Genomic DNA, 6733 nt, shown 5'->3' with positions numbered 1-6733 from the left:
CAGGACATGGCGCTGCAGAACCGCGCCCCCATCATCGGCCTGTTCGACGCCGGCGGGGCGCGCATCCAGGAGGGCGTGGCGGCGCTCGGCGGCTACGGCGAGGTGTTCCTGAGGAACGTGCTGGCCTCGGGCGTCATCCCGCAGATCTCGGTGATCATGGGGCCGTGCGCGGGCGGCGACGTCTACTCGCCGGCCATGACCGACTTCGTCTTCATGGTGAAGGACACGAGCTACATGTTCGTGACCGGCCCCGACGTGGTCAAGACCGTCACCAACGAGACGGTGACGGCCGAGGAGCTGGGCGGCGCGCGCGTGCACACCACCAAGTCGTCGATCGCCGACCACGCCTACGACAACGACGTCGAGACGCTGCTGCAGATGCGGCGCCTGCTCGATTTCCTCCCCTCCAACAACAGGTCGGGCGTGCCGGAGCTGCCCACCAGGGACCCCGCCGACCGCACCGAGCCCTCGCTCGACACGCTGATCCCCGACAACCCCAACAAGCCCTACGACATCAAGGAGCTGATCCTGAAGGTGATCGACGAGGGCGACTTCTTCGAGATCCAGGAAGCGTTCGCCAAGAACATCGTCGTGGGCTTCGCCCGCATGGAGGGGCGCACGGTGGGCATCGTCGCCAACCAGCCGATGGTGCTGGCGGGCGTGCTCGACTCGGATGCCTCGCGCAAGGCCGCCCGTTTCGTGCGCTTCTGCGACTGCTTCGAGATTCCGATCCTCACCTTCGTCGACGTGCCGGGCTTCCTGCCGGGCACGGCGCAGGAGTACGGCGGGCTCATCAAGCACGGCGCCAAGCTCCTGTTCGCCTTCTCGGAGGCCACCGTGCCGAAGGTGACCGTCATCACGCGCAAGGCCTACGGCGGCGCCTACGACGTGATGAGCTCCAAGCACATCCGCGGCGACGTGAATTATGCCTGGCCGTCCGCCGAGATCGCGGTGATGGGGCCCAAGGGAGCGGCGGAGATTCTCTACCGCGCGGAGCTGGGCGACGCCGCCAAGATCGCGGCGCGCATCAAGGAGTATCAGGACCGCTTCGCCAACCCCTTCATCGCGGCGGAGCGCGGCTACATCGACGAGGTGATCATGCCGCACTCCACCCGCCGCCGCATCTGTCGCGCGCTCAACATGCTCAGGAACAAGACGGTGGATAACCCCTGGAAGAAGCACGATAATATTCCGCTGTAGGGGGCGCATGCGGCTCTCAGGGGCAAAGGAACGGCAGCGGAGGACGTGGACGTTTCCGTCATTTGGTGCGCGGAGGCCGGCCGGGAGTGGCGACCGATTAAGCTAAAAGAGTAGAAGTAACGCTAGATCACCAACAAGGGGCTAGGGTCATTCCTCGGTACCACCAGCATGAGGCGGCTCATCGCCCTGCTGATCGCGACGTAGAACAGGCAGCGTGAGATCTCATCATTCCTAAAGGTGCGCGCATCACACGGCGCGACAACCACGCTATGATACTCTAACCCTTTGGCCTTGTGTATCGTGCTGATTGCCTTGTCCGGCGGCATTGGCCGAGTGTAGGCGCGCCGATGGCTGAGCTCGGCGTATCCCTCCTGCGGGGATGTGAAGTCGGCGAGACGTGCGCCTTCGTGGAACTCCTTCAGGGCATCGATCTTGATATGCTGAAAGTCTTCGTCCTCGGCTCTCAGCCGAGCGAGGCGGGCAAGAACCTTGGCGGCGCCTTTGTGATTGGGCTCATCCACGATCATGCGGGCAAGCGCCTGTATTTTCTCAGGGCGCCCGCGCCTGTGGCGCGCACAGCCTTCGGCGACGTCTTGTAGAAACGTCTTGGCGAAGCGATTGTTGGTGAAGCCGACGCACGTGGCTTGAATGAACGCGGCGACAGCCTGCGCTACCGCTAAGCGATCGGCAGCGGCCGTTAGCGCGTCGACGAATCTTTCCAATTGCGCCCGCACATGGCCCTCCCAGAGCACAATCCTCCGGTTGAACGCGGGCCTGAGACTTAATGCTGTCTCGTTGTAGCGTGTCAGAATGAGCAGCCGCTGATCCTCACCCACGAAACGGTCGATCAGTTGTCTGTCGCCGCGGGCTGGCCGGTATTGAAGGTTGCCTTGCGCCTCATTCTCGGCGCGGACGACAGTGACGCTCATGGGTCGGTTTTGTCGTAGATCAATGGGTTCACCTCGCCTCAAGGTGGCGCGGGCATCAAGTATCCATTGTCCGAGTTCTGCGCTCCCACTCGTCCAGCGATGAGGATGATCCAGTTCCTCAAATCGGTGCGCTTCCCGCGTCAGTGCCGCCCAGTCCAGAGGCGGGCAGCCGCCGATGTGCTGCCTTGTCACATATATTCTTTGCATTGGATCGCCAAACACCCGGAGCTTGGCGCCAGCGGCGTGGATCGCCATGATGATCGCGTGCCGCTCACCCGTAGAATCCTGATGCTCGTCGCAGATGATTACCGGGTACCGGCACGCGAGAGCTTTCGCTATGAACGGATAACGCTTCAGGAGCGCCGCAGTCTTTACTGCGAGCAGATCGTATCCATCCTCGTTTCGTCGTGCCCACGCGGCAGGGTCAGCCGGCAGGCCGAGCCCATTCCGGTAGGCCGTTGCAATCTGAACCACGAGGCTGTCGATGGTACGGATTTCGACACCAGACGCCAGCCCGCGCGTGCGCTCATCGAAGACTGAGCAAGCTGCATGCGTGTGCGTTAGTATCAGAAGGCGCTGCGTGCGATTGGCCGAGATGAGATCCCGCGCGTAGCCCGCGCCCTGGAACGTCTTCCCGCATCCGCCCGGAGCCTCGATAACGACCAGCTCCATCTCGGAGCGTAACGCATCATGGACGCTCCGGTCGCTCACGGCGCGAGATCCTCAAGTGCGGGAAGCCCAACAGCCTCACGGATCGCGTTGAGAAACGGCAACAAGCGACCTTTGAAGGTCGGCCATAAACCCAGCGCGAACATTTTCGCGGCGAGTTCCTGTCCGCCTTCGATCGACTTAAACCAAATCTGCGCGTGGTTCTTGTAGAGCTTCTTCTCCGCGTCCTTCCCCTCTGGGACACTGCCGAGTGCGGCCTGAACGATGAGAGTCTTCAAATTATCACCTGCCTGAGCTCTAACCGCGGCGATACTCTTATCTTCGATTTGCAGGCGGACGGCCAGCGTTCTCAGACGCCCGCCTGTATCCTCAGGATGCTCGATCAACGCCTCGATCTGATGGTCGGCCAAGGCGGCGATGAAGTTCTCCTCAAGGCTACCGTTCTCCCAGCGAAACAGCAGCGGGCCGAGCCTGCGCGAAATGGCCTGCCAGCGCCCCGGATGCTTACCTTCTTCGTTGTCGGCGAAAGCGGCGAATGCAATGCCGCCATCCAACAATCCTTCTAGCAGTCCGAGTGTGGTCTCATGGCCGCCGCCATCGCTCACGTGAACGCCGAGCGTTTCGAGGGGATGCGGAAGAGCCCTCTCCAGCAAGGCCACGACAAAGCCCACCTCTGTCGCGCCCTCGGCAACAACGGAAAAACGGGCGAGGAAAGTGTCCGGGTCCAGTTTCTGGTGCGCCGACACCTTTTGGCCATCCAGCTTGCCGAGACGGCCCAAAGCACCAAGATGCCAGAGCGAAGCATTCGTCGCGGCGCTGATGGTTGATATGCTGTGCGTCGTGACGAACGTCTGCGACCCTGCCGCCTGAAGCTTCTTCACCAGTGCCCGCTGGCGGTAAGGTTCAAGGCCTCTTTCCAATTCATCCACCAGGGTGATGGGGGACGCGCTCTGGTTCTCCTCGGCAATCGCTAGCGCCGCCAGCCTTCGCGTTCCAGACCCCCAATTGGACAGCGGGAGCTGGACACCGCGGCAATCTGCGGTCAATCCGATTAGTGCGGTGATTGTGACGCCCTGAGCTCCTGTCACTGCAAGGTCCAACTTGTCTGGCAGGGCTTGTTGCTTGAAGGAGGCGTCGAGCTGGATGAGCTTTTGCTTGGCGTCGTCGAGCAGTTCAGCCCTTACCTCCGTTCGCGCCAGCTTGTTGCCGAGCCGGGAGCGCAGCGCGTGGTCGGATAGCAGGCGTTCGAGCGCTGATCCCTGGACAAGCCGCAGGTCACGGTCGTTGCGATCCTCACCGCTTAGCCGAACTATGCCGATGGCACGACGTAGCCCGACGCTGAGATGATCGGTGTCGCCGTTGGGCTGGACAACTTCGTAGTGCAGTTCGAGATCGGGCGATCCAGTTACTCGTAAGACGTAAACCGGTTCGCCCCGAGGACCTTCCTCGCCGATCGCGGGAGCACGCGGTTCGTTGTCCTTCCACTCCCACGGCCATGCCGGTTTTAGCGTTTGCCCCGCCACCAGCTCAGGTGCCAGCGACATGACGGCCTCGATCTTAAACCCAGTCGCCAAGTCACGTCCCGCGTAGTCCGCATCCGACAAGGCCGTGTTGTTGGTCGGCGCGAGCAGTAAGGCGATTGCATCGAGAATGGTGGTCTTCCCGGAGTCGCCGCCGCCGAGAAGGACATTCATGCCCTTGGCCGGAAACCAAGTCAGGTCGATTATGCCGCGGAATCGCTCGATCTTTAGACGTAGGATGTGTGCTTCAGCCATGCCTTGAGATTAGGCGAACGGAGCGATGGGGCAAGGTGAGGTGGTTGACAATGCACAGCAAGCAGCACCTTGGCGCCGCCCAGAAGAAGACCGCCGGGCAGGTGCTGTCCGAGCTCGCCCGCAAGGGGCTGACGCAGGCGCCGGCCGCAGGCTTTGGTGAGCCGGCCCCTGCCGACTTCGTGATGGAAGCCGGCTGGTACCAGCTGCCCAACCGCGAAGGCGTTGTCGTCACCAAGGAGTTGGTGGACCGGCTGATCGAAGAAGCCGACGAGGAGGAGGCCCGCCGCAAGGGCGGCTATTGAGGCCGGCATGCGCGCGCTGCTCGACGTGAGCGTGCTCCTTTCGCTCTTCGACAGGGGCCATATTCAGCACCAGCGGGCGACGGCCTGGAGTGCGCAGAATGCCCTAGCGGGTTGGGCGAGCTGCCCGCTCACACATAACGGCTTCGTCCGCATCGTGTCGCAGCCGGGCTACCCTAGACCCGCGCGCATCATCGATGCGCTCACCGTGCTGCGCCGGCAGATGGAAGGGTTGGATTACGTTTTCTGGCCCCACGACATCTCCATCGCCGACGAGACCATATTCGACCGCGGCTACATCCTGGGCCCCAACCAGATCGCCGACGTCTATCTGCTGGCGCTCGCCGTCAGGAACGGCGGCCGGCTCGTCACGTTCGACCGCGGGCTGCCGCTCAGGGCCGTGCGCGGTGCCGAGCCCCGGCACCTCGTCGTGCTCCGACCCCGCCGGCATGACGGCCGTGACAACGGACGCATGCAGCAATGGCGTTGGACGAACGGGGCCGCGCCCCCATAGACTGCGGCCGCAGCACGTCGGCACCCGTCTGCCGGCCAGCAGGAGGATGTGAACCCGTGGACCTCGGCACGACCAAGATGATCGCCCGCACGGAGGGCGGCATCGGCTGGATGATCTTCAACCAGCCGGAGAAGCACAATGCGGTGTCCTACGAAATGTGGCTGGCGGTGCCGAAGATCATGGCGGCCTTCGAGGCCGACCCGGCCGTGCGCGTGATCGTGCTGGCGGGGGCCGGCGAGAAGGCGTTCGTCTCGGGCGCCGACATCTCCGAGTTCGAGAAGAAGCGCGGCAGCGCCGAGGCCATCAAAGTCTACGACGAGGCCGGCAACGCCGCCCACGCCGCCCTCAATGCGGCGCTCAAGCCCACCATCTCCATGATCCGCGGCATCTGCATCGGCGGCGGGCTCGCCATCACGCTGTCCACCGACCTGCGCATCTGCTCCTCCGATTCGGTGTTTGCCGTGCCGGCGGCCAGGCTCGGCCTCGGCTACCGCTACAGCGGCATCAAGAAGCTGGTCGACATCGTCGGCCCCGCCTTCGCCAAGGAGATTTTCTTCACGGCCGGCAAGTTCACGGCCGAGGACGCGCGCATCATGGGGCTCGTCAACCGCGTGGTGCCGCCGGCCGAGCTCGAGGCGACCGTGACCAGGATCGCCTCCACCATCTCCAGCAACGCGCCGCTCACCATCAAGGCGGCCAAGCTCGCCATCAACGCCGCGGCCGACGACCCCGAGCGGCGCCGCTTCGACGAGATCGACGCGGCGATCAAGGCCTGCTTCGCCAGCGAGGACTACATCGAGGGCCGCCGCGCCTTCATGGAGAAGCGCAAGCCGGTGTTCAAGGGCCGCTAGGGCCAGGCCGGCGCGGCCTTCGCGGTTGCCGCCGCGCTCACGGCCGGGCGATGAACACGGGAATGACGCGCTTCGTCTTGGCCTGGTACTCGGCGTAGGGCGGATAGGCCGCGACGGCGAGCTTCCACAGCCGCTCGCGCTCCGCCTTGTCCGTCACCTCGCGCACCTTCATCGGCCGCACCACCGTCTCGTCGCGCAATTCGATGTTGGGATTGGCGCGCAGGTTGTGCACCCACACCGGGTCCTTCGGCGCGCCGCCCTGCGAGCCGACGAGGACGTAGCCGTCGCCGTCCTTGACGCGCATGAGCGGCGTCTTGCGGATGGCGCCCGTCTTGTTGCCGGTATGCGTCACGATGATCACCGGCAGGCCGGTGTCGCGCAGCGTGGTGCCCTTGGTGCCGCCGCTGCTCTCGTAGAGCTCGACCTGCTCGCGCACCCAGTCGCGCGGGCTCGGTATGTACTTGGCCATTGTCGAACCTCGCTTCCGTTTTGCCCC

7 protein-coding genes are annotated in these 6733 nt (G+C 64.0%); 4 read left to right on the top strand and 3 right to left on the bottom strand.

Annotated elements, in window-relative coordinates:
* On the top strand, nt 1–1200 hold a 1200-nt coding region (locus VFB18_RS13285; RefSeq protein ID WP_324976148.1), incomplete at its 5' end, for an acyl-CoA carboxylase subunit beta.
* Nucleotides 1201–1322: 122 nt separating this feature from the next.
* Here the strand turns inward: VFB18_RS13285 and VFB18_RS13280 are convergent.
* A complete protein-coding gene (locus VFB18_RS13280; protein WP_324976146.1) occupies nt 1323–2840 on the bottom strand; it encodes a UvrD-helicase domain-containing protein in 1518 nt (505 codons plus the stop codon).
* Nucleotides 2837–4573 (bottom strand): ATP-dependent nuclease, encoded by a 1737-nt coding sequence (locus tag VFB18_RS13275; protein ID WP_324976144.1) that lies wholly within the window; start codon nt 4571–4573, stop codon nt 2837–2839. The genes VFB18_RS13280 and VFB18_RS13275 overlap by 4 nt, the downstream gene beginning before the upstream one ends.
* A 50-nt stretch (nt 4574–4623) precedes the next feature.
* On the opposite strand from VFB18_RS13275, the gene VFB18_RS13270 reads away from it, so the two are divergent.
* Genes VFB18_RS13270 through VFB18_RS13260 form a run of 3 tightly spaced genes read left to right on the top strand, consistent with a single transcriptional unit; the run spans nt 4624 to nt 6237 of the window.
* Nucleotides 4624–4875, top strand: coding sequence for a hypothetical protein (locus VFB18_RS13270; RefSeq protein ID WP_324976141.1), 252 nt, complete (start codon nt 4624–4626; stop codon nt 4873–4875).
* A gap of 7 nt (nt 4876–4882) precedes the next feature.
* Nucleotides 4883–5386, top strand: a complete 504-nt coding sequence (locus VFB18_RS13265; RefSeq protein WP_324976138.1) for a TA system VapC family ribonuclease toxin — start codon at nt 4883–4885, stop codon at nt 5384–5386.
* Between the two features lie 56 nt (nt 5387–5442).
* The gene (locus tag VFB18_RS13260) at nt 5443–6237 is read left to right on the top strand and encodes an enoyl-CoA hydratase (protein WP_324976133.1); all 795 of its coding nucleotides are present in this window, start codon (nt 5443–5445) and stop codon (nt 6235–6237) included.
* 37 nt (nt 6238–6274) lie between these two features.
* On the opposite strand, the gene VFB18_RS13255 is transcribed toward VFB18_RS13260, so the two are convergent.
* Nucleotides 6275–6706 (bottom strand): nitroreductase family deazaflavin-dependent oxidoreductase, encoded by a 432-nt coding sequence (locus VFB18_RS13255; protein WP_324976130.1) that lies wholly within the window; start codon nt 6704–6706, stop codon nt 6275–6277.
* Nucleotides 6707–6733: the final 27 nt, after the last annotated feature.

The sequence above is a fragment of the Methyloceanibacter sp. genome, assembly GCF_035650995.1.
Taxonomy (GTDB): domain Bacteria; phylum Pseudomonadota; class Alphaproteobacteria; order Rhizobiales; family Methyloligellaceae; genus Methyloceanibacter.
The sequence above is the reverse complement of the archived record's forward strand: the minus strand, read 5'-3'. Positions and strand labels throughout refer to the sequence as shown.